This is a genomic window from Amycolatopsis australiensis, from assembly GCF_900119165.1.
In the GTDB taxonomy this organism is placed as follows: domain Bacteria; phylum Actinomycetota; class Actinomycetes; order Mycobacteriales; family Pseudonocardiaceae; genus Amycolatopsis; species Amycolatopsis australiensis.
On sequence record NZ_FPJG01000006.1, the window covers coordinates 1,955,245 to 1,975,071 of the forward strand.

Annotated in this window: 21 protein-coding genes; 11 read left to right on the plus strand and 10 right to left on the minus strand. The window is 71.6% G+C overall.

What is annotated here, in order from left to right; all coding sequences use genetic code 11:
* The first annotated feature begins 83 nt into the window (after positions 1-83).
* Positions 84-1,670, plus strand: coding sequence for an amidohydrolase (locus BT341_RS10700; protein WP_072476130.1), 1,587 nt, complete (start codon positions 84-86; stop codon positions 1,668-1,670).
* Between the two features lie 4 nt (positions 1,671-1,674).
* On the opposite strand, the gene BT341_RS45215 is transcribed toward BT341_RS10700, so the two are convergent.
* On the minus strand, positions 1,675-1,995 hold the full coding sequence (locus tag BT341_RS45215; RefSeq protein WP_072476131.1) for a hypothetical protein: 321 nt from the start codon (positions 1,993-1,995) through the stop codon (positions 1,675-1,677).
* A 59-nt stretch (positions 1,996-2,054) separates the two neighbouring features.
* Here BT341_RS45215 and BT341_RS10710 point away from each other — a divergent pair, with 59 nt between their 5' ends.
* The 6 genes from BT341_RS10710 to BT341_RS10735 all read left to right on the plus strand — a co-directional run bounded on the left by BT341_RS10710 (position 2,055) and on the right by BT341_RS10735 (position 6,486).
* Positions 2,055-2,492: a GNAT family N-acetyltransferase gene (locus BT341_RS10710; RefSeq protein ID WP_072476132.1), complete on the plus strand. Its 438-nt coding sequence runs from the start codon at positions 2,055-2,057 to the stop codon at positions 2,490-2,492.
* 39 nt (positions 2,493-2,531) lie between these two features.
* On the plus strand, positions 2,532-3,215 hold the full coding sequence (locus BT341_RS10715) for a metal-dependent transcriptional regulator (RefSeq protein WP_072476133.1): 684 nt from the start codon (positions 2,532-2,534) through the stop codon (positions 3,213-3,215).
* Between the two features lie 69 nt (positions 3,216-3,284).
* A complete protein-coding gene (locus tag BT341_RS10720; RefSeq protein ID WP_072481891.1) occupies positions 3,285-4,103 on the plus strand; it encodes an LLM class flavin-dependent oxidoreductase in 819 nt (272 codons plus the stop codon).
* Positions 4,104-4,175: 72 nt separating this feature from the next.
* The gene (locus tag BT341_RS10725) at positions 4,176-4,520 is read left to right on the plus strand and encodes a transcriptional regulator (RefSeq protein ID WP_072476134.1); all 345 of its coding nucleotides are present in this window, start codon (positions 4,176-4,178) and stop codon (positions 4,518-4,520) included.
* Positions 4,521-4,552: 32 nt separating this feature from the next.
* Entirely contained in the window at positions 4,553-5,611 is a 1,059-nt protein-coding gene (locus BT341_RS10730; protein ID WP_072476135.1) for a zinc-binding dehydrogenase, read from the plus strand.
* 248 nt (positions 5,612-5,859) lie between these two features.
* On the plus strand, positions 5,860-6,486 hold the full coding sequence (locus BT341_RS10735; protein WP_177328780.1) for an alpha-ketoglutarate-dependent dioxygenase AlkB family protein: 627 nt from the start codon (positions 5,860-5,862) through the stop codon (positions 6,484-6,486).
* Here BT341_RS10735 and BT341_RS10740 read toward each other — a convergent pair.
* Positions 6,483-7,061, minus strand: a complete 579-nt coding sequence (locus BT341_RS10740) for an ArsR/SmtB family transcription factor (protein ID WP_072476137.1) — start codon at positions 7,059-7,061, stop codon at positions 6,483-6,485. The two genes, BT341_RS10735 and BT341_RS10740, sit on opposite strands and share 4 nt — an antisense overlap.
* 78 nt (positions 7,062-7,139) lie before the next feature.
* On the opposite strand from BT341_RS10740, the gene BT341_RS10745 reads away from it, so the two are divergent.
* Both BT341_RS10745 and BT341_RS45220 read left to right on the plus strand, forming a co-directional pair.
* On the plus strand, positions 7,140-7,487 hold the full coding sequence (locus tag BT341_RS10745) for a hypothetical protein (RefSeq protein ID WP_072476138.1): 348 nt from the start codon (positions 7,140-7,142) through the stop codon (positions 7,485-7,487).
* The gene (locus tag BT341_RS45220; protein ID WP_177328781.1) at positions 7,480-7,653 is read left to right on the plus strand and encodes a hypothetical protein; all 174 of its coding nucleotides are present in this window, start codon (positions 7,480-7,482) and stop codon (positions 7,651-7,653) included. The genes BT341_RS10745 and BT341_RS45220 overlap by 8 nt, the downstream gene beginning before the upstream one ends.
* A 9-nt stretch (positions 7,654-7,662) precedes the next feature.
* On the opposite strand, the gene BT341_RS10750 is transcribed toward BT341_RS45220, so the two are convergent.
* From BT341_RS10750 to BT341_RS10770, 5 genes are read right to left on the minus strand one after another with little or no spacing between them, the layout of a single operon-like run.
* Positions 7,663-8,502: a 5-oxoprolinase subunit C family protein gene (locus BT341_RS10750; protein WP_072476139.1), complete on the minus strand. Its 840-nt coding sequence runs from the start codon at positions 8,500-8,502 to the stop codon at positions 7,663-7,665.
* Positions 8,499-9,110, minus strand: coding sequence for a 5-oxoprolinase subunit B family protein (locus BT341_RS10755; protein WP_072476140.1), 612 nt, complete (start codon positions 9,108-9,110; stop codon positions 8,499-8,501). Before BT341_RS10755 ends, BT341_RS10750 begins: the two co-directional genes overlap by 4 nt.
* Positions 9,107-9,859 (minus strand): LamB/YcsF family protein, encoded by a 753-nt coding sequence (locus tag BT341_RS10760; RefSeq protein ID WP_072476141.1) that lies wholly within the window; start codon positions 9,857-9,859, stop codon positions 9,107-9,109. The genes BT341_RS10755 and BT341_RS10760 overlap by 4 nt, the downstream gene beginning before the upstream one ends.
* Before the next feature lies 1 nt (position 9,860).
* Positions 9,861-10,655: a putative hydro-lyase gene (locus BT341_RS10765; protein ID WP_072476142.1), complete on the minus strand. Its 795-nt coding sequence runs from the start codon at positions 10,653-10,655 to the stop codon at positions 9,861-9,863.
* Between the two features lie 9 nt (positions 10,656-10,664).
* A complete protein-coding gene (locus tag BT341_RS10770; RefSeq protein ID WP_072476143.1) occupies positions 10,665-11,909 on the minus strand; it encodes an MFS transporter in 1,245 nt (414 codons plus the stop codon).
* A 108-nt stretch (positions 11,910-12,017) separates the two neighbouring features.
* Between BT341_RS10770 and BT341_RS10775 the strand changes: the two genes are divergently transcribed.
* Positions 12,018-12,737: a GntR family transcriptional regulator gene (locus BT341_RS10775; RefSeq protein ID WP_072476144.1), complete on the plus strand. Its 720-nt coding sequence runs from the start codon at positions 12,018-12,020 to the stop codon at positions 12,735-12,737.
* Between the two features lie 333 nt (positions 12,738-13,070).
* Here BT341_RS10775 and BT341_RS10780 read toward each other — a convergent pair whose 3' ends face one another.
* From BT341_RS10780 to BT341_RS10790, 3 genes are all read right to left on the minus strand, one after another.
* The gene (locus BT341_RS10780) at positions 13,071-14,918 is read right to left on the minus strand and encodes a ricin-type beta-trefoil lectin domain protein (RefSeq protein WP_072476145.1); all 1,848 of its coding nucleotides are present in this window, start codon (positions 14,916-14,918) and stop codon (positions 13,071-13,073) included.
* Between the two features lie 89 nt (positions 14,919-15,007).
* The gene (locus tag BT341_RS10785; RefSeq protein WP_072476146.1) at positions 15,008-16,225 is read right to left on the minus strand and encodes a glycoside hydrolase family 16 protein; all 1,218 of its coding nucleotides are present in this window, start codon (positions 16,223-16,225) and stop codon (positions 15,008-15,010) included.
* Positions 16,226-17,232: 1,007 nt separating this feature from the next.
* Entirely contained in the window at positions 17,233-18,462 is a 1,230-nt protein-coding gene (locus tag BT341_RS10790) for an ROK family transcriptional regulator (RefSeq protein ID WP_072476147.1), read from the minus strand.
* Between the two features lie 120 nt (positions 18,463-18,582).
* Here BT341_RS10790 and BT341_RS10795 point away from each other — a divergent pair, with 120 nt between their 5' ends.
* The gene (locus tag BT341_RS10795; RefSeq protein ID WP_084742821.1) at positions 18,583-19,788 is read left to right on the plus strand and encodes an ROK family transcriptional regulator; all 1,206 of its coding nucleotides are present in this window, start codon (positions 18,583-18,585) and stop codon (positions 19,786-19,788) included.
* Positions 19,789-19,827: the final 39 nt, after the last annotated feature.

Genomic DNA, 19,827 nt, shown 5'->3' on the forward strand with positions numbered 1-19,827 from the left:
CGTTCGATCGATCGATAGCCTCTCCACGGACAGCGGCGCGAAGCGCCTCCGGTGCGGGTGGCGGTGGGGAGGAAGGCGGAGGTATGCGGGTCGATGCGGTCTACGAGAACGCCACGGTGTGGACGGGCGCGGGCGTCACCAGCGCCCTCGCCGTGCTGCACGGCCGGGTGGTCGCGCTGGGCGACGACGCCCGCGAGCTGTCCGCGCGCTCGCGGGTGGACCTGGCCGGCGGCTTCGTCGTGCCGGGATTCCACGACGCGCACAACCACATGGCGTGGTTCGGGATGGGCCTCGACGACGTCCCGCTGGGGGACTGCCGCAGCGTCGAGGAGGTCTACGACGCCGTTGCCGCGCGGGCCGCGACGCTGCCGCCCGGCAGCTGGGTGATCGGCAGCGGGTACGACCAGAACAAGCTGGTGGGCGGACATCCGGACCGGCACGGGCTGGACCGGGCGGCGCCGGGCATGCTCGTGCGGCTGAAGCACACGTCCGGGCACATGACCGTGGTCAACTCGGCCGTGCTCGACCAGCTGGACCTGGCCCACGTGCCGGTGGGCGGTGATGTCGTGCTCGCCGGAGACGGCTCGCCGACCGGCCTGCTGCGCGAGCAGGCGCAGCTGCTGCTGCGGCCGCTGACCTACCCGACGCCGGTTTCGCGGGTCGTGCGCGGGCTGGACCGGGCGTCCGAGCGGTACCTCTCGGAAGGCATCACCAGCGTCCAGGAGGCCGGGATCGGCGGCGGGCTGGTCGGCGAGACACCCGCCGAGCTGGCCGCCTACCAGGAGGCGCGCGACCGCGGGGTGCTGCGGGTGCGCGCCACCGTGATGGTCGCCGCGAGCGTGCTGCATGACCTGCCCGACGGCGCCGGGTTCGGCCTGGACCTCGGCCTGCGCACCGGGCTCGGCGACGAGTGGCTGCGGGTCGGGCCCATCAAGCTCTTCGCCGACGGTTCCCTGGTCGGCCGGACCTGCGCGATGCACGAGCCCTTCGACGGCGAGCCGGAGAACCGCGGCTACTTCCAGGTGCCGGAGGACGAGATCGCCCGCACGATCCGCCGGGCGCACGACGCGGGCTGGCAGATCGCGACGCACGCGATCGGCGACCGCGCGATCACCGTCGTCATCGACGCGTACGAAGCCGCGTTGGCCGCTTCGCCGCGTCCGGACCACCGGCACCGCATCGAACACTGCGCGGTGCTTCAGCCCGCGGAGCTCTCCCGGCTCGCTTCGCTGGGATTGCTCGCTTCGCCACAGGGACGCTTCGTCAACGAGCTGGGCGACGGCATGCGCGCCGCGCTCGGCGAGTCTCGCGTTCCCTGGTGTTACCGGCTGCGAAGCGTTCTCGACGCGGGTTGTGTGCTTCCCGCCTCTTCGGACCGCCCTGTGGTCAACGGCGCCCCGCTGCTCGCGCTGGCCGACATGGTGCGCCGGCGCACGGCGTCAGGCGCGCCCTTCGCGCCCGAAGAGGCGTTGACGCCGGAGGAGGCGTTGCGCGCGTACACGTACGGCTCGGCGTACGCGACCTTCGCGGAGCGCGACCTGGGCACGCTCGAACCCGGGAAGCTCGCCGACTTCGCCGTGCTGTCCGGATCGCCCCTGGACGAGTCCGGTTTGGACGACCTCAGCGTGCAAGGGACGGCTGTCGGCGGCGAACTGTGTTACCAGGCGTGATGACTCACCTCTTCCCCACGAACTCGAGGGCTTCCTCCGCCAGCGCGGGCCACGGCTCGGGCGAGTCGTTCGCCAGCGCCAGCCACTCCTTCATCGGCGTGCCCTTGTTGGCGTCGAACCGCACGCCGTGGCCCGCCTCGACCAGCGCGTCGACCCTCGCCTTCGGCAGCTTCAGCACCAGCTGCCCGCGGACGAACATCGCGAAGATCCGTCCCTGCGCGCGCAGGGCGGTGCGCCCGAAGCCGCCGGTCGCGCCGGGTGGCGTGATGCCCGGCCGTCCGGTGAACTCGTCGACCAGCGCCTCGAAGCGTTCCTCGGGTGACATCGGCGACCACCTCCTCCGCCCGTGACCGTAGCGACCACCACCGACAGAAAGGGGCCGCGATGCCCGTCCGCGACGCCGTCTCCGAAGACCTCGAAGAGATCTGCGCGCTCATCGAGGAGCACGCGGTCTACGAGAACCACGACCTCAAGCTCGACCGCGCCGAGCTGGGCGGGCACCTGTTCGGACCCGACCCGAAGGCGTGGGTGCTGATCGCGACGCCGCCCGGCGAGCCCACGACGGTGGCCGGCTTCGCCTTCTGCAGCTGGAACTTCTCCACCTGGGAGGGCAGGCCGGGGATCTGGCTGGACGACCTGTTCGTCCGGCCCGCGTACCGCAGGCACGGCCTCGGCGGCGAGCTGCTCGGTGAGCTGCGCCGCCGCACCACCGGGCGCGTCGAGTGGGACATGCAGGCGGGCAACGAGAAAGCGGAGGCGTTCTACGCCCAGCTCGGCGCGGAGCCGGTGCCCGGCTGGATCCGCTACCGCTGGCGGCCGTGACTTTCACGAGAAAGTACCCGGCCCCGTATCGTATGCGGTATGGGAGATGGTTCGGTCCGGAGGTCCTCGTCGGTCGAGGACTACGTCCGGGTGATCTACGGCCTGGTCGAACGGGGTGAGGCGGTCACGAACACCTCGCTCGCCGGCCGGCTCGAGGTCAGCCCGTCCTCGGCGTCGGGGATGGTCACGAAGCTGTCCCAGCTCGGCCTGGTCACCCACGTGCCCTACCGCGGGATCGAGCTCACCGCCGACGGCCGCCTGCTGGCGCGCTCGGTGCTGCGGCGGCACCGCCTGATCGAGACGTACCTGGTTTCGGAGCTCGGCTACACGTGGGACGAGGTCCACGCGGAGGCGGACGCGCTCGAGCACGCGGTGTCGGACCGCTTGGTGGAGCGCATCGCGGCGAAGCTGGGCAACCCGGTCCGCGACCCCCACGGCGACCCGATCCCGGCTCCCGACGGCAGCGTGGAGGAGCTGCCGGTCCGCATCCTCGACGACCTGCCGCCGGGCGCGGTGGGCGAGATCGTCCGCGTCTGGGACACGGACCCGGAGCTGCTGCGCTACCTGACGGAACACGCGATCAACCTGGGCGAGCGCATCGAGGTGGTGGAGCGCCAGCCGTTCGGCGGCCCGATGGTGGTCAAGGTGGGCTCCCCGCCGGACGCGGCCACGCACGCCATCGGCAAGGAGATCGCGCAGGCGCTGTCGGTCACCCTGCGCTGAGCGACGTACGCGCCGATGACGTCGTGAAGCGGATGTGGCGACCACTTCGCGCAGCCGACCATGGGCGCCATGACACGCTTCCGCTTCGGCATCGTCGCCGGTTATGCGCCCGACCTCACCGCGTGGACCGCCCAGGCCCGGCGGGTCGAGGCCCTCGGCTACGACACCCTGCTCGCCACCGATCCCGTCGGGCAGGCCGATCCCTTCGTCCTCCTCGGGGCCGCGGCCGCGGTCACCGAGCGGCTGCGGCTCGGCACCTTCGTCCTCGCCGATCCCTTCCGGGACGCCGGATCGCTCGCCTGGCAGGCCCGGACGCTGCACCAGCAGACCCACGGGCGGTTCGAACTCGGGCTGGGCGTCGGACGGCCCGGCGCCGAAGCCCACGCGCGGGCGCTCGGCCGGGAATTCCCCGGACCGGGTGAGCGGATCACACGGATGGCCCAGACGATCGCGTTCCTGAAGCGGGACGCCGACCGGCCGCGGCTGGTTCTCGCCGGCGGCGGGCCGAAAATGCTGGCGCTCGCCGCGCAAGAAGCCGACACCGTCACGTTCACCTGGGCGCCGAAGACCACCGAAGCCGCCGCGGAGTCCATTGTGGATCGATTCCGTGAACTCGCCGGTACGCGGCTGCCCGGGATCGAGCTCGGGCTGAACCTCATGGCGGTCGGGGCGGAACCGTCGCCCGGGATCGCCCGGTGGGCCGGTGCCGACGTGCCCGGACTCGCCGCCGCCGGTGCCGTCACCGTGCTGCCCGCCGATCCGGGCGAAGCCGCGGAAAGGCTTCTCCGGTGGCGGGAACGGTGGGGGATTTCCTACGTCACCATCAACTCCGGCTACGCGGAACCGTTCGCCGCGATCGCCGCCGAGGTGCGCAAGGCAGGTGGGTGAGGGCCCTTCCGATCTTGCCGGGTGGCGCCTACGCTCCAATGTTCGTATTCGGGAGTGCTTCGGAGCGTTGTGATGACCGGTCAGCGAACACGCACCATCGACCGGGGGGAACAGGCGGAGCTGAGCCGGCTGCTGGCCGCCGGGCCGTTCGACGTCGCCCTGCGGGCGGCGATCCGGGCCCGCGGTCTCGGGCTCGACCGGATCCGCTATCGCTTGCGCGGCAGGGGAACCACGGTCAGCCTGGCCACGCTCAGCCACTGGCAGTCCGGGCGGTGCCGTCCGGAGCGGCCGGAATCGTTGGAGGCGCTGCGGAATCTCGAGGACATCCTGAACGTGCCGGACGGCTCGCTCAGCAAGCTCCTCGGCCCGCCCCGCGGCAGAGCCCGGTTCCACGTCCAGGCCCCGCCGCTCAACTGAGGGAGCCCGCCGGGCCCGCGTAGGCTCGCGCCATGCGTGCTGTCGTGATGGAGGAGTTCTGCGTCCCGCCGGTGGTGCGGGACGTGCCGGAACCGGTGGCGCCGCCGGGTGGCGCGGTGATCGAGGTCGACGCCACCGGGGTGTGCCGCAGTGACTGGCACACCTGGCAGGGCCACGATCCCGGGGTACGCCTCCCGCACGTCGCCGGGCACGAGCTGGCCGGCCGGATCGTCGCGCTCGGCGACGGCGTCCGCGGCTGGGCGCCCGGCGCCCGCGTCACCGTGCCGTTCGTCTGCGCCTGCGGGACGTGCGCCCAGTGCGCCCGCGGCGACCAGCAGATCTGCGACCGCGAGTTCCAGCCCGGCGCCACACACTGGGGTTCCTTCGCCGAGCGCGTCGCGATCGCGCACGCCGAGACGAACCTGGTCGCGCTGCCGGACTGGCTCGGCGCCGCCGAGGCGGCCGCGCTCGGCTGCCGGTTCGGCACGGCGTTCCGCGCGGTGCTGCGGCAGGGCCGGGTCACCGCGGGCCAGTGGGTTTCGGTGTACGGCTGCGGCGGCGTCGGGATTTCCGCGGTGCTGCTCGCGGTCGCCGCGGGCGCGAAGGTGGTCGCCGTCGACGTCTCGCCGTCCGCGCTGGAGCTCGCGGCGAAGTCGGGTGCCACCGTCACCGTCGACTCCTCGGCGTTCGACGGCCCGGACGCCGTCGCCGCGCACGTGCGCGAGCTGACCGGCGGCGGCACGCACGTCTCGCTCGACTGCCTCGGCTCGCCGTCGACCTGCGCGGCGTCGGTGGGCAGCCTCCGCAAGCGCGGCCGGCACGTCCAGGCCGGGCTGATGCCGCCGGCGCAGGGCGTCGCGCCGATCCCGATGCACCGGGTCGTCGGCGGCGAGCTGGAGCTGGTCGGGATCCACGGGCTCCAGGCGCACGAGTACCCGGAACTGCTGCGGGTCGTCGAGACAGCCGGGATCGACCTCGCCGCGTTGATCGGACGGCGGATCGGGCTCGACGACGTGCCGGCCGCGCTGGCCGCGATGAACGACCCGGTGCCGGCCCGCGCGGGCGTCACCGTGGTGACGTTTCGTGACTGATCCGCGGCGGCGGGGTCAAGTGACCCGTTCGTAGCTGATCCACGCTGGCTTGTGACATTCAGGTGTGAGAACGTCTATCCCATGGTGGCCCAGCGCGAGGGGATTCGGCCGCAGGGACGCCCCGCTGGTCTGTTCGGGCGTCTCCTGTGGCCGCTCGCCTCCGCCGGTGTCACGTTCCGCGGTCAGCGGATCGTGCCGGCCGTGCTCACCGGCCGTGTCCGCCGGGAGTCTCAGGCACAATCGAGGTGATGGACGCCCTCCTGCCGCGCCCGCGCGCCGAACTCGCGCCCGGCGCCGTGCACGTGCCCGACTGGCTCGGCCTGGACGAACAGCGCGAGCTGGTCGCGGCCTGCCGCGGCTGGTCCGGTTACCGCCGCACCCGGCTGCCCAACGGCGGCGTGATGTCGGTGAAGTCCGTCTGCCTCGGCTGGCACTGGTACCCGTACGGCTATTCGCGCACGACCGGCGACGGAACGCCGGTGCACCCGTTCCCCGACTGGCTCGGCGACCTCGGCCGCCGCGCGCTGGCGGACGCGTACGGCGAGCCGTCCGACGGCTACGCCCCGGACATCGCGCTGGTCAACTTCTACGACGCCACCGCGAAGATGGGCCAGCACCAGGACAAGGACGAACGCAGCCTGGCGCCGGTGGTCTCCTTCAGCCTCGGCGACGCGTGCGTGTTCCGCTTCGGCAACACCGAGACGCGCGGGAAGCCGTACACGGATGTCGAACTCCGCTCGGGTGACGTCTTCGTGTTCGGCGGTCCCTCGCGGCTGGCCTACCACGGCGTGCCGAAGACGCTGCCGGGCACGGCGGACCCGGCGCTCGGCCTGACCGGGCGGCTGAACATCACGCTGCGGGTGTCCGGCCTCTAGTCCGGTGTGGACTCTTCCTCGGGCACGACGATGAGCCGGACGGCCACCGCGCGCGAGCCCTCGGGATGCTGCCCCGGCTCGGTGACGTACTTCCACACCAGGTTCTGGTACTCCTCCACGAACGATTCGACCTGCTCTTTCGTGAGGTACAGGCCCGAGCGGTAGATCTGGTTCCAGCCCTCGGCGCGGTCGTAGCCCGCGTAGGCGCGGGTGACCAGGCCGAGGTCGTGGCTCATCTTGAGCGCGCCGAGCTGCATCGCGGCTTCGCGCTCGTCCGGCGTCAGCTCCAGGCCGGGCGGCGTGTAGATGTCCTTCGCGCGCGATCGCCACCAGCGCTCGCGGCCGTCGCCGCGCTCTTCGATCTCTTCGATCAGCTCCAGATCGGCCAGCTTGCGCAGGTGGTAGCTGGTCGTCCCGGTGCTCTCGCCGAGGGCCTTGGCGACGCCCGTCGAGTTCGCTTCGCCGTGTTTGCCCAGGTAGGCCAGGATGTCGCGGCGCACCGGGTTGGCCAGTGCCTTGTAGAAGGCTTTCAGGTCCGCGCCGGTGAGGACGCGTTTCTCGGGACGTTCCACCATGCCGGCAGCGTACTACAGAGACTGTTTGCAAAGAATCTCTGCAGTCGGCTACCGTGGTCGGGGAGATCGGGGGTTGCCATGAAGAAGCTGTTTTGGGCGGCGGGGCTGGCGCTGCTGCCGTGGATCGCGGTACTGGGGATGACATTGCCGGACGTCGTGGCGGCGCAGCACTGGCGCCTGGCCTGGACGGGCTTGGACGCGGCGGAGGCGCTCGGCTTGCTGCTCACGGCGTGGCTGCTCGGCCGCGGCGACACCCGCACGCCGCTGGTCGCGACGGCCACGGCGACGCTGCTGCTGGCCGACGCCTGGCTGGACGTCGTGACGGCCGGCGACGACGTCGTGTTTTCGCTGCTCCTGGCCGGGCTCGAGGTGCCGCTGGCGCTCGCGTGCCTGACGGTGGCGGTCCCGCGGCCGGCTCATGTCTGAGCTGGACGCGCGGCTGCGCGACGAGATCGACGACCAGGTCGCGGAGGCCTTGGACGCCTACCTCGCCGACCGGGGAGCCGTGCGGGGCAGGCGCACGTGGCCGCTGTGGCTGGCGATCGTCCTCACGAACGTGGTCTGGCTGGTCGTGAGTGTGAAACAGGGTTAGAACCCTGTTTCACACTCCCGACCGGCGGAAGCGGAGAGTCTGGCCGGGGCGCAGCTGGGCCGCGAGGTCGAGGTCGTCCTCCTCGACGACCGCGATCACCGGGTAGCCGCCCGTCGTCGGGGAGTCCGCGTGGAACAGGATCGGCCGGCCCGACGGCGGCACCTGCACCGATCCCGGCACGCACGCCTCCGACGGCAGCTCGTCGTGACGCAGCCGGGTCAGTGCCGGGCCGGTCAGCCGGATGCCGACGCGATCGGAGTCCGCCGACACCGTGTACACAGTGGACAGCAGATCGTCCGGTGACGCGAACCAGTCGCGTCGCGGACCCGGCGTCACGCGCAGGACCGGCGCATCGGGCAACGGCGCCCGGGGCGCCAGGTCCACGGCGGGGAAGGCCCGCGGGGGCGGACCGACCGGCAGCAGCATCCCGGCGGCCAGCGGCGGCGGGCCGAGCCTGCCCAGCGTGTCCGTCGCCCGGGAACCGAGCACCGGGGGCACGTCGATCCCGCCGCGCACCGCGACGTAACACCGCAGTCCGGCGGTGGCCGTGCCCAGCACCAGCTCGTCGCCCGGCCACAGCGTGACCGGCGCGTTCATCCCGCCGGGCGACACCGGGCACGGCGCGCCGGTGACCGCCACCGTCGTGAGGCCGGAAGCCCGCAGCACGAGCCCGCCGAGCGTGACCTCCAGGGCCGCCGCGTCCGCCGGGTTGCCGACGAGCCGGTTCGCCAGCCGGAACGACGAGCGGTCCGCGGCGCCGGACCGGCCGACGCCGAGCGCCGCGTGCCCGGGACGGCCGAGGTCCTGCACGGTCGTCGAGAAGCCCGGCCGCACGACTTCGAGCTTCACGACGGCACCGCCTCGAAGCGCACCCGCGTGCCGGGCGGGAGCAGGTTCGGCGGGTCGCGTTCGACGTCCCACACCGGCACGTCCGTGCGGCCGAGCAGCCGCCAGCCGCCCGGCGACGCGCTCGGGTAGACCGCGCTGTACTCCCCGGCGATCGCCACCGAGCCCGCCGGGATGCGGGTCCGCGGAGTGGCACGCCGTCCGACGTGCAGCGCCGGGTCCAGGCCGGACAGATACGCGAACCCGGGCGCGAAGCCGCAGAACGCCGAGACGTACGCGCCCGCCGTGTGACGCTCCACCAGCGAAGTGACGCTGAGGCCCGTCTCGGCCGCGACGTCGGCCAGGTCCTCGCCGTCGTACACCACCGGGATCACCACCTCGCCCGCCGCCGCCACCGCACTGTCCACAGGGGACACCCGGCGCAGCACCGCGCCCAGCCGGTCCGCGTCCGTCACCGCGGGGTCGAACCGGACCAGCAGCGTGCGGGCCGCCGGGACCAGCTCCTCGATCCCGTCCACCGCCAACCGCGTCAGAGCCGCCTGGAAGCCCAGCACGTCGTCGCTCTCCACGAGGACCGCGCGCCGCCCGCACGGCAGCAGCCGGACGGTCATCCGGTGAACGCGGCGAGCGGGACGCCCGCGTCGGTCAGCCCGGCGCGGATCCGGCGGGCCAGCTCCACCGCGCCCGGCGTGTCCCCGTGCACGCACAGGGAGTCCGGCCGCAGGTCGAGCTTGCCGCCGTCCGCGGTCACCACGCCGCCGCCCGAAGCCATCGTCACCGCGCGCTCGGCCACCGCCGCCGCGTCGTGCAGCACCGCGCCCGGCTGCTTGCGGGACACCAGCCGGCCTTCGGCGGTGTATGCGCGGTCGGCGAACGCCTCGGCGTACGCCACCACCCCGGCCTTCTCCGCCTCTCGCTGCATTTCCGAGTCCGGCAGGCAGAGCAGCGCGAGCGCCGGGTCGTACCGGCGCAAGCCGGCGACGACGGCCGCGGCCTGCTCCGGATCGACCGCCGCGGTGTTGTACAGCGCGCCGTGCGGCTTCACGTACGACACGCGGCTGCCCGCCGCGCGCGCGAACGCGTCGAGCGCGCCGATCTGGTAGAGCACTTCGTCCGCCAGGTCGTCCGGCGCGATGTCGAGCGCGCGCCTGCCGAAGCCCGCCAGGTCGCGGTAGCCGACGTGCGCGCCGATCGCGACGCCGCGCTCGGCCGCCAGCTCGCACACCCGCCGCATCACCGACGGGTCGCCCGCGTGGAAGCCGCACGCGACGTTCGCGCTGGTCACGATGTCGAGCATCGCTTCGTCGTCGCCCATCCGCCAGGCGCCGAAACCCTCGCCGAGATCGCTGTTCAGATCCATGTCAGCCCACCCGGTATTCGCTGTCGTGCCGATCGGTGATGAACATGTACCCCGGCGCGTGGGTGATCGCAAAAGGCGGCCGCGACGCCATCAGCGCCGCCTGCGGCGTGACCCCGCAGGCCCAGAACACCGGGACGTCGCCCGGCCGCGCGTCGACCGGATCGCCGAAGTCGGGACGCGAAAGGTCCTCGATCCCGAGCGTACGCGGGTCGCCGATGTGCACGGGAGCGCCGTGCACAGCCGGCATCGCGCGGGTGATGCGGATGGCGTCGTCGACGCGATCCTCCGGGATCTGCCGCATGGACACCACCATCGGGCCGAACAGCCGCCCGGCGGGCTCGCACTGCCGGTTCGTCACGTACATCGCGACGTTGCGGCCCTGCTCGACGTGCCGCAGCGGGACGCCCTCGGCGGCCAGCGCCGTCTCGAACGTGAAGCTGCAGCCGATGGAGAAGGCGACCATGTCGCTGCGCCACAGGCCGGTCGCGTCGGACACCTCACCGGCCAGCACGCCGTTCTGCCAGATCCGGTAACGCGGCAGGTCCGTGCGCAGGTCGGCGCCTTCGGCCAGCCGGGTGGCCGGATCGCCGGGGTCGGTCACGTCCAGCACCGGGCACGGCTGCGGGTTGCGGGTGCAGAACAGCAGGACGTCGTAGGCCCAGTCCGCGGGGACGGCGATCAGGTTGGTCTGGGTGAAGCCGCTGGCCCAGCCGGTGGTCGGGTGGGCGGTGCCACGGCGGAACACCTGACGCGCCTGCGCCGGGGTGTACGTCGCCGGCTGGTCGAAAGTCGTCATCGTTTCCCCTCAGTCTTCGAGTTCCGTGCCCCGGGTTTCCGGGAGGCCGAGCAGGGCGAGCACGGCGATGCCGTAGCCCACCGCGCCGAAGACGATCGCGCCGCCCGCGCCGAGGAAGCCCACGATGGTCGGGAACACGGCGCCGACCGCGCGGCCGAAGTTGTAGGTGAAGCCCTGCCCGGTGCCGCGCAACGCGGTCGGGTACAGCTCGGCGAGGAACGCGCCGAAGCCGCTGAAGATGGCGGACATCGCGAAGCCGAGCGGGAAGCCGAGGACGAGCACGAGCCCGTTGGCACCCTTGGGGATCTGCGTGTAGGCGACGATCAGCCCGGCCGACAGCACCGCGAAGGTCAGGAAGGTCTTCTTGCGGCCCAGCAGGTCCGTGAGGTAGCCGCCGCAGACGTAGCCGACGAACGCCCCGGTGATCAGGAACGCCAGGTAGCCGCCGGTGCCGATCACGGTCAGGTCGCGCGTCTTCTTCAGGTAGGTCGGCAGCCAGGTGTTGATCGCGTAGTACCCGCCTTGGACGCCGGTGGACAGCAGGGCGGCGAAGAACGTCCTGCGCAGGAGGCCGGCCTTGAAGATCTGCGCCAGGGTGCCTTTCGGTCGTTCGGTCTTCAGCCGTTCCTCGGCGCGCGGCGCGTCCTTGACGCTCTTGCGGACCCACAGGACGAGCAGCGCCGGGATGACGCCGGTCCAGAACATGACCCGCCAGGCGACGTCGTCGCTCGCGACGCTGAACACCACGGTGTAGACGATCACCGACAGGCCCCAGCCGACCGCCCACGCGCTCTGCACGAACGCCACGGTCCGGCCGCGGTAGCGGGCCGACGAGTACTCGGCGACCAGCGCGGCGCCCGCGGCCCACTCGCCGCCGAAGCCCAGTCCCTGCAGCGCGCGGAAGACCAGCAGCGTCTCGAAGTTCGGCGCGAACCCGCAGAGCACGGTGAAGATCGTGTACATCGCGATGGTGACCTGGAGGGTGCGGACGCGCCCGATCCGGTCGGCGAGCATGCCGGCCCCGACGCCGCCGACGGCCGAAACGACCAGCGTCGTCGTGCCGAGCAGGCCGGCTTCGCCGCTCGAGATGCCGAAGTACGCGGTGATCGCGGCCAGGCCGAGCGGCAGGGTCTGGTAGTCGAACGAGTCCAGGCCGTACCCGCCGAACGCGCCGAGGAAGGCGCGGCGTCCGCGTTTTCCGAGCGTGCGGAACCAGTCGAACGGCCGGGCCTCGGTAGCGGTAGCGGCAGTCATGGGCACCTCCTGGCCAGTGTCTCTCATGGTGGCGTGCCTCACACGGTAGGGATTGTTCAACAATTCCACAAGTCGCTGATTGGATTGTCTTCTTGGTACCCTGCGGACGTGGTCATCGAAGACAGCGGCGGCGCGGGCCTCGAAACCGAGCACGGCCTGTACACGCGCAAGAGCTCGGCCGAGTGGGCCGCGGGCATTCTGCGCAACCGCATCGCGGAGGGTGTCTACCCGCCCGGCGGCCGGCTGTCGGAGCTGGAAATCGGCAAGACGCTCCGCGTTTCGCGCAACACGCTGCGCGAGGCGTTCCGGCTGCTCACGCACGAGCGGCTGCTGGTCCACGAGTTCAGCCGGGGGGTGTTCGTCCGCGTCCCGAGCGTCGAGGACGTCGTCGACATCTACCGGGTGCGCAAGATCATCGAGTGCGCGGCGGTCCGCGGGGTGACGGAGACGCCCGCGACGTTCCCGCGGATCCGGGAGAAGGTCGAGATCGGCGACGAGGCCGCGCGCACGGGCAACTGGAAGGACCTGGGCACCGCGAACGTGCGGTTCCACCAGGAGCTGGCGGCGCTGTCCGGCAGCGAGCGCGTCAACGAGCTGGTCGCCGGGCTGACGGCGGAGCTGCGGCTGGTGTTCCACATCATGGACGAGCCGCGGCGGTTCCACGAGCGATACCTGCCGCGCAACCACGAGATCCTCGACCGCCTGGAGGCGGGCGACGGCGCGGGTGCGGAGCAGCTGTTGTCGAAGTACCTCGAGGACGCGGAGGCTCAGCTGGTCGAGGCGTATGCGGACCGAGCGGAGGCGGCCCGGACGGCGGTGGCGGAGTAGGCGCTGCTGCCGAAGGCGTGCGGGGCTCCGCCCTCGGGCGGTTTCCGCGGGCGCCGCACCACTGTCGCTGGTGGGTCATCTGCCGCGGGCGCCACCGCCGAGTCGCTTCCCTGCCGCCTGCTTCCGCTGCCACCTCTCCGGATTCGGCAAAGCGGACGCTGCGCGTCCAGGCACTGTCGTCGTCCGGAGGGACTGAATCGGCGCCGGCCGGTGGGTTCGCTCGGTAATCTCGGGTGCGGTTTCGCCACCGGAGACCCCCAGCGGTGGCCGGAACCGCCTCGCTGCCGGGCCGGGCCTCCCCAGTGCCACGGCCCGGCAGCGCTTCCGATCCGATCAGGCGGGCACGGTCCACTTCTGGTTGGCGGCGCCCGTGCACGTCCAGATCTGCAGCCGGGTGCCGTTCGCGCTCGAATTGCCCGTCGCGTCGACGCACTTGCCCGAGCCCGCTCCGACGATGTCCCGCGCCGCCGTGGCCGCCCACTTCTGGTTCGCGGTGCCGCCGCAGTCCCAGATCTGCAGCTGCGCACCGTCCGCCGTGGACTGTCCGGTGACGTCGAGGCACTTGCCCAGCGCGCGGATCGTGCCGTCGGTGCCGAGCGTCCACTGCTGGGCGTTGGAACCGTTGCAGTCGTAGAGCTGAACGGCCGTGCCGTTGGCGCTGTTCGCGCCCGCGACGTCGATGCACTTGCCGCCCAGCCCGGTGATCGGCCCGGTCCTGGTGCCACTGTTGCCCTGGTTGCCGCTCCAGGTGAACGTCGCCGAGGTGTGGCCGGGCAGCGTGTACGTGAACGACGAGCTGCCCCAGTTCACCCGCACGCTCTGGGCGCTCGTGCTGGAGTTGTAGGCGATCAGGGCCTTGGAACCGTCCGGGTTCTTCCAGGCGACGTTGCGCACGGTCGAGTTGTCGTTCGAGTCGATCCGGTAGGCGCCCGGCTTCACGAACTTCGTCAGGTGGCCCATCGTGTAGTACTCGACGGTGTAGTCGACCTGCCCGCTGCGCGAGTCTCCGTTGTGGACGGTGATGAGGCCGGTGCAGGTGCCGCAGCCGCCGTTGTGCGGGCCCATGTTCTGGTCGACGCCGAGGCTCCACTTGACGAAGCTCTTCGACCAGTTCCGGGTGTAGTCCACGATGTTGTTCATGTCCTCGGCCTGCTGGTCGGCGATCCAGGTGCCACCGGAGTGTTCGGTCGAGTAGGCGTTGACGTTCGGGTACTGGTTGTGCACGGTCGTCTGCTGCGCGATGTCGCCGCCGTAGCCGTGCCACGCCATGCCGCCGAAGTTCGGGTGGTTGCGGATCGCCGGATCGTCCATCGTGGGCGCACCGTAGGACGCGTAGGTGTCCCAGTTCCAGTCCAGCGCGAGGACCTTTGTGGACAGTCCAGCGTTCTGCAACGCGGGCAGCAGGTTGTTCTTCGCGAAGTACGCCAGCCCGCTGCCGTTCCAGTTGGTCGACGGATAGCTCGAGCAGCACGTCGGCTCGTTCTGCATCGACACGTAGTCGATCGGTACGCCGGCGGCCTGGTAGGCCTGGAGGTACTTGACGAAGTACTGCGCGTAAGCCGGGTAGTACTGCGACTCGACCCAGCCGAGGAGGTAGCTGTCGTTGTCCTTCATCCACGGCGGCGCGCTCCACGGCGACGCCATCACCTTGGCCTGCGGGTTGAGCTGCTTGGCCTGCTTGGTCAGCGGGAGGACGTCGGCCTGGTCGTGCGCGATGGAGAAGTGGGTCAGGTTCGGGTCGGTTTGGCCGGCGGGCATGTCGTCGAACGTGTAGCTGTAGCGGGCCAGGTCCGAGGCGCCGAGCGGGTTGCGGATGAAGCTCAGCCCGATGCCGGTGTTCGGGTCGAACAGCTTGCGCATCGTGTCGTCGCGAGTGGACTGGCTCAGGGCGCCGCTCGAGTTCAGCAGCCACGCCGCGGTGTCCGTAAAGGACGCTCCGCCGCCTTCGAACTGTTGGTAGGTGGTGTTTTCGTCGACGTTGATGGTCACACCGCCGGTTCCGGTCCCCGCGGCGAACGTGACCGGTGCCTGCGGCTGCAGGCCGCGGGTGACCTGGCGGCCGCCGGAGTCGCCGGTGGTGGTGAGCCAGATGTTGACGGTTTCGCCGGCGGCCTGCGCGGGCGCGGCGAACGTGGCCGCGGTCAGCGCGGTCACGCCGAGCAGGGTGAGCAGTTTCCTCATGGGAGTGTCCACTTCGATCGCGCCGGGCCCGCGGGCCCGGACCTGGAGCGGGCCGGCGGCTCTCGACGTGCGCGCCGGCCCGGCCTACGTCAGGGCGTGGTCCACTTCTGGTTGGCCGTGCCGGCGCAGGTCCAGATCTGCAGCCGGGTGCCGTTCGCGGAGCTGTTGCCGGTCGCGTCGAGGCACTTGTTCGCGTTGGGGTTCACGATGTCGTGCGCCGCGGTGACGACCCATTGCTGGGCGCCGGTTCCGTTGCAGTCGTAGAGCTGCACGGGGGTGCCGTCCGCCGTGCCCGCGCCGGAGACGTCCATGCACTTCCCGAGGGCGCGGATGGTGCCGTCGGTGCCGATGGTCCAGTTCTGGGCGGCGTTGCCGTTGCAGTCGGTGATCTGGATCGGCGTGCCGTTGGCGGTGTTCGCGCCGGCGACGTCGACGCACTTGCCGCCGATGCCGGTGATGGTGCCGGTCCGGCCGCTGCCGCCGCCGCTCGAGGTGTTGGTGACGTGGACGTAGTCGACGATCAGCTGCTGCGGGAAGACCGTGCTGCTGTCGGGATCGCCGGGCCAGTACCCGCCGACGGCGAGGTTGAGGATGATGAAGAAGTTGTGGTCGTAGACCCAGCGGTTGCCGTTGAGGTCGGCCGGCGTGCGCGTCTGGTAGAGGTTGCCGTCGACGTACCACTTGATCTGGTTGGGCGCCCAGTCGATGGCGTAGGTGTGGAAGTCGTCGGAGAAGTTCGGGCCGGTGTAGGCCGCGCCGATGCCACCCGAGCCGGAGTAGCCGGGGCCGTGGATGGTGCCGTGCACGGTGTTCGGCTCGAACCCGACGTTCTCCATGACGTCGATCTCGCCGTCGGTGGGCCAGTTGCTGCCGCCGAGCATCCAGAACGCGGGCCACATGCCCTGCCCGCGCGGGAGCTTCATGCGCGTCTCGAAGTGGCCGTAGGCCTGGCTGAACTTGCCGGCGGTGTTGAGCCGGGCGGAGGTGTACTCGCAGCGGCCGTACCAGCAGTTGTAGTTGCCGGGGTTTTCCTTCTTGGCGGTGATGACGAGGTGGCCCTGGCCGTCGAGCTGGGCGTTGTTGGTACCGGAGGTGTAGTACTGCCGCTCGTGGTTGTTGACGTTGTCGCCGGTTTCGAGCTGCCACTTCGACCCGTCGACGGCGGCGCCCGCGGGGCCGTCGAAGTCGTCGGTGAAGGTGGCCGCGGCTTCGGCGGCGGCCGGGCCGAGGACCTGCTGCCCGAGGACGAGCAGTGAGCAGGCGGCGAAGAGCGCCGCCCATCGGGTGCGGAATTTCGAGGTGGACATCGTTGTCGCCTCTCTCACCGTGGGGGAACGGCGTTCCGCGCGCGCAGCACGGAACGCGGGGAGGGGAGGATGGGCCGCGCATGCCGGCGCGGCGGCAGGCGTGGTCTTGGTGGTGCCTTTGTTGTGCTCGGCAACAAAGTATGCATGGTCCAGACAAGCCGGGCAACAGTCGGCCGGACATTTTTTTTCAACCCGAATTAAGGTCGGATGGTTGTCCACAGGGCGGCGAAGTTGTGGACAGGCGCATGGGTGGCGACGGGCTTGGGCCGGTTTTGTCGGGCGGCGCGGATAGGCTGAAGCGGGGCGGCCCCCAGGGAGGGCGGGCCCTGTTCCGGCGAGGTTGAGTCGGCCTGGGCCAGGAACGGGGTTGGGGCGGCCTCGGCCCGGACCGGGGGTTGGGGCGGCCTGGGCCGGGACCGGGGGTTGGGGCGGCCTCGGCCGGGACTGGGGCTCGAGGCGGCCCGGGCCGGGAAACTTTGGCTCGGGGCTCAGGCGGGCTTGGTTCGGGAACTCAGCCCCGGCTGTGCTGGGCAGGCTTGGCTCGGGAACCCAGCCCCGGCCACGTTGGCCACGCTACTCCGCATGGTCGGGGAGCCGGGCTGGCGCGGGGGACTCGGCCCTCGCCGCGTCTCGGTTCCGATGCTCCGGCCATGGCGGGGACTCAACCCGGCTTGGCGCCAGGGACTCCACCCTGCCGCACTGGGTCTCGCGGCTCCAGTTGGCTCGAAGGCTGATTTGTTGCGGAGTCGGTTGGTCTCGGGGAGCCCGCCCCACCGCCGGAATCCCCCGGCTTGGCCTCGGCACGCCGCCTGCAAGCAGGAGACCAGAGTGGGCGCATGGTCGGCGACCCGCATGCATGCCTGGCCAGGTGAGTCGCAACCCGCCCTGGCCAGCCCGGTTCAGCCGACTCACCCGGCCAACTCGCCCTGGCCAGCCCGGTTCAGCCCACCGGCCGGGCGAGCGCACCGAGCCGCAGTCACCAGCCGGTGCCGCCGGTCACCCACGGCTCAAGCCGCGTCGGAATCCGGGGCTCCCGGCTTCGCCAGCCTCGACGTCGCTCCCTGGGCCAGCAGGTCCGCCACTGGCAACGTCGCCGCTCCCGTCGCCACCGCGTCCAGCCCCAACGACCCCAGCTGAATCGAAGTCTGGCTGAACGGATGCCGCAGCGCGTGCTCGCCCGCCGCCGCGCGGATCTGCGGTAGCAGCTTCTCGCCCAGCGCCAACCCCGCCCAACCGCCGATCACTATGCGCTCCGGGTTGAACAAGTTGATCAAGTTCGCGATCCCCGCCCCGAGGTACCCCGCCGTTTCCTCCAGCACCCGGGCCGCCGTCTTGGACTTCGCCGCCGCCTCCAGTAACGCCGAGAACTGCGCCTGCTCGTCCTCGCCCGCGATTTCCTTGCCCCGCGCCCGGCGGTACCGTGCCAGCACCGCGCCCGCTCCGATGTACGCCTCCAGGCACCCGCGGGCTCCGCAGCGGCACTGCTGACCGCCGTACGCGATCGTCGTGTGGCCCCACTCTCCCGCGCTGCTCGTCGATCCTCGGTACGTCGTTCCGTCCGTCACCACCGCCGCGCCCACGCCCGAGCCGATCAGGGCTATCACCGCGTGGCGGGCTCCTCGGCCCGCGCCGAACCACATCTCCGCCTGGCCCTGCGTCTTCGCGCCGTTGTCCACGAACAACGGCAGCGCGACGCCCGCCTCCTGCAGCAACGACACCAGCGGCACCGCGTCCCAGCCCACCGTCGGCGCGTGCACCAGCACCCGCGCCCCCTGCTCCACCGTCCCCGGGACGCCGATGCCCACCCCCAGCACCGCCGAGCCGTCGAGGTCGGCGAACACCTCGCGCAGCCCGGACGTCACCTGCTCGACCGCCGTCGCCGGGTCCGGTGCCTTCGGCAGCGGGTGCTCGGCCGTCGCCAGGCGGTTCATCGCCAGGTCGAACAGCTCGACCTTGACGCCCGTCTCGCCGATGTCGACCCCCGCCACGTGCCCGTACGCCGGGTCCACGCGCAGGAGCACCCGCGGCCGGCCGCCGTCGGACTCCACCTGGCCCGCTTCGGTGATGAGCCGTTCTTCGCCCAGTTCCGCCGTCACGTTGCTGACCGTCGCGGCACTCAATCCGGTGAGCTGGCTCAGTTCGTGCCGCGAGAGCGGGCCGTCGAAGTACAGTTTCGACAGCAGCAGGGAACGGTTGTGCCGCCGCAGATCACGGACGGTGGTGCGCTTGCTCGCCATGGGCAACCCATCTGGACTCTTACCGGCTCACTGACAGGATGCCCGATCACCGTAAGTTGTGGCTATGTATTAAGTAGTGAACTAAGTCCCGAACTGATGGTATCTGGCAGAATCCTCCCGGTGACCCAGGTGGTGCGCCAGACGACCAGAGACCTCCGGCGGCACAACCGCGCGGCGCTCCTCTCCTCCCTCTACCTCCGCGGCCCCGTCAGCAGGCTGGAACTGGTAGCTGAATCGGGCTTGTCCGCCGCCACCGTTACCAACGTCGTCTCCGAGCTCATCGCCGACGGCGTCGTCGCGGAGGCCGGATCGGTCGAATCCGACGGCGGACGGCCGCGGACGCTGCTGGCCGTGCGACCCGGATTCGGGCACGTCGTGGGGGTCGACGTCAGCGAGACGCACGTCGAGGTCGGCCTGTTCGACTGCGCGCTCGGCACCCTCGGCACGGTTCGTCACCCGCTGGTCGGCACCCGGCTCGATCCGGACGAAGTGGCCGCGCTGGTGCGAACCGGCATCGCGGAAGTGCTCGAAGGCGGCGAACCGGACGCGGTGTTCGGCGTCGGCGTCGGCGTGCCCGGCGCGGTCCGCGACGGCGGGATCGTCCACGCGCCCACCCTCGGCTGGCGCGGCGTGGCCTTCGCCGGACTGATCCACCCGGCCGTCGCGGAGCTGTTCCCGGGCCCGATGCCGGTGCACCTCGACAACCGCGCCCGCACGCTCGGGCAGGCGGAGTCCTGGCGCGGCGCCGGCCGGGGCGCCGACCGGGCCATCGTCGCCCTGCTCGGCGTCGGGGTCGGGGCCGCCGTGGCGACCGCCGGGCCGTCGCACCCCGGCATCACCACCAGCGAATGGGGGCACACCGTCGTCAAGGCCGGCGGCGCGGCCTGCCGCTGCGGCTCCCACGGCTGCCTGGAGGCCTACGTCGGCACGGAGGCGGTCGTCCGCCACTACGCCGAACGCGTCGGCAAGCAACCGGTCATCGGAGACGAAAGCGACGTCGAACTGGCCCGGATCGTCGCCGAGGCCCAGGACGCCGGCCCGGCCGCGGACGTGCTGGCCGAAACCGGCGAGTACCTCGGCATCGGCATCGCGAACCTGATCAACCTGCTCAGCCCGGACCGGGTGGTGCTCTCCGGCGCCGCGGGAGCGATCATGGGACCGGCGATCCTGCCCGCCGTCCGCGACGCGGTGCGGCGGCACGCCCTCGACTACCTCACCGGGCACACCGAGGTCGTCCTCGGCAGGCTCGGCCCCGAGGCGGTCGCGCTCGGCGCGGCGACCCTGCCCGTGGCCCGGCTGCTGGCGAGCGGGGGCCGGACGGGCTGAAAGCCTTGCGACGCAAGGAGCAGCACCGGCGACAGGTCC

What these genes read in the sequence shown, in the direction of transcription:
- BT341_RS10700 (WP_072476130.1), top strand. Translation starts at nt 84, where the DNA reads ATGCGGGTCGATGCGGTCTACGAGAACGCCACGGTGTGGACGGGCGCG.
- BT341_RS45215 (WP_072476131.1), bottom strand. Translation starts at nt 1,995, where the DNA reads ATGTCACCCGAGGAACGCTTCGAGGCGCTGGTCGACGAGTTCACCGGA.
- BT341_RS10710 (WP_072476132.1), top strand. Translation starts at nt 2,055, where the DNA reads ATGCCCGTCCGCGACGCCGTCTCCGAAGACCTCGAAGAGATCTGCGCG.
- BT341_RS10715 (WP_072476133.1), top strand. Translation starts at nt 2,532, where the DNA reads ATGGGAGATGGTTCGGTCCGGAGGTCCTCGTCGGTCGAGGACTACGTC.
- BT341_RS10720 (WP_072481891.1), top strand. Translation starts at nt 3,285, where the DNA reads ATGACACGCTTCCGCTTCGGCATCGTCGCCGGTTATGCGCCCGACCTC.
- BT341_RS10725 (WP_072476134.1), top strand. Translation starts at nt 4,176, where the DNA reads ATGACCGGTCAGCGAACACGCACCATCGACCGGGGGGAACAGGCGGAG.
- BT341_RS10730 (WP_072476135.1), top strand. Translation starts at nt 4,553, where the DNA reads ATGCGTGCTGTCGTGATGGAGGAGTTCTGCGTCCCGCCGGTGGTGCGG.
- BT341_RS10735 (WP_177328780.1), top strand. Translation starts at nt 5,860, where the DNA reads ATGGACGCCCTCCTGCCGCGCCCGCGCGCCGAACTCGCGCCCGGCGCC.
- BT341_RS10740 (WP_072476137.1), bottom strand. Translation starts at nt 7,061, where the DNA reads ATGGTGGAACGTCCCGAGAAACGCGTCCTCACCGGCGCGGACCTGAAA.
- BT341_RS10745 (WP_072476138.1), top strand. Translation starts at nt 7,140, where the DNA reads ATGAAGAAGCTGTTTTGGGCGGCGGGGCTGGCGCTGCTGCCGTGGATC.
- BT341_RS45220 (WP_177328781.1), top strand. Translation starts at nt 7,480, where the DNA reads ATGTCTGAGCTGGACGCGCGGCTGCGCGACGAGATCGACGACCAGGTC.
- BT341_RS10755 (WP_072476140.1), bottom strand. Translation starts at nt 9,110, where the DNA reads ATGACCGTCCGGCTGCTGCCGTGCGGGCGGCGCGCGGTCCTCGTGGAG.
- BT341_RS10760 (WP_072476141.1), bottom strand. Translation starts at nt 9,859, where the DNA reads ATGGATCTGAACAGCGATCTCGGCGAGGGTTTCGGCGCCTGGCGGATG.
- BT341_RS10765 (WP_072476142.1), bottom strand. Translation starts at nt 10,655, where the DNA reads ATGACGACTTTCGACCAGCCGGCGACGTACACCCCGGCGCAGGCGCGT.
- BT341_RS10770 (WP_072476143.1), bottom strand. Translation starts at nt 11,909, where the DNA reads ATGACTGCCGCTACCGCTACCGAGGCCCGGCCGTTCGACTGGTTCCGC.
- BT341_RS10780 (WP_072476145.1), bottom strand. Translation starts at nt 14,918, where the DNA reads ATGAGGAAACTGCTCACCCTGCTCGGCGTGACCGCGCTGACCGCGGCC.
- BT341_RS10785 (WP_072476146.1), bottom strand. Translation starts at nt 16,225, where the DNA reads ATGTCCACCTCGAAATTCCGCACCCGATGGGCGGCGCTCTTCGCCGCC.
- BT341_RS10790 (WP_072476147.1), bottom strand. Translation starts at nt 18,462, where the DNA reads ATGGCGAGCAAGCGCACCACCGTCCGTGATCTGCGGCGGCACAACCGT.